Annotated in this window: 1 protein-coding gene; it reads left to right on the forward strand. The window is 57.7% G+C overall.

Annotated elements, in window-relative coordinates:
* Nucleotides 1-40 precede the first annotated feature (40 nt).
* Nucleotides 41-333, forward strand: a 293-nt coding sequence (locus tag ACUCV3_RS27380) for a transposase (protein WP_482241482.1), incomplete at its 3' end; no start/stop codon positions are given.

Raw genomic sequence — 333 nt, forward strand, 5'->3', positions numbered from 1 at the left:
GGCGTTGCGATCTGATTCATGCTCCGTGAGGAGACTGGAATTGAGTGACCTGTATTGGCTGACGGACGACCAGATGGCGCGGCTTGAGCCGTATTTCCCCAAGAGCCATGGCAAGCCCCGGGTTGATGATCGACGGGTGTTGAGCGGGATCATCTTTGTGAACCGTAACGGGCTGCGCTGGCGGGATGCACCGAAGGATTATGGTCCGCACAAGACGCTCTACAATCGCTGGAAGCGGTGGAGCGATAAGGGCGTGTTCCTGCGGATGATGGAAGGTTTGGCTGCGCCTCAGTCTTCCGAACGCAAGACGGTGATGATCGACGCGACCTATCT

The sequence above is a fragment of the Sphingobium sp. VMM genome, from assembly GCF_056790315.1.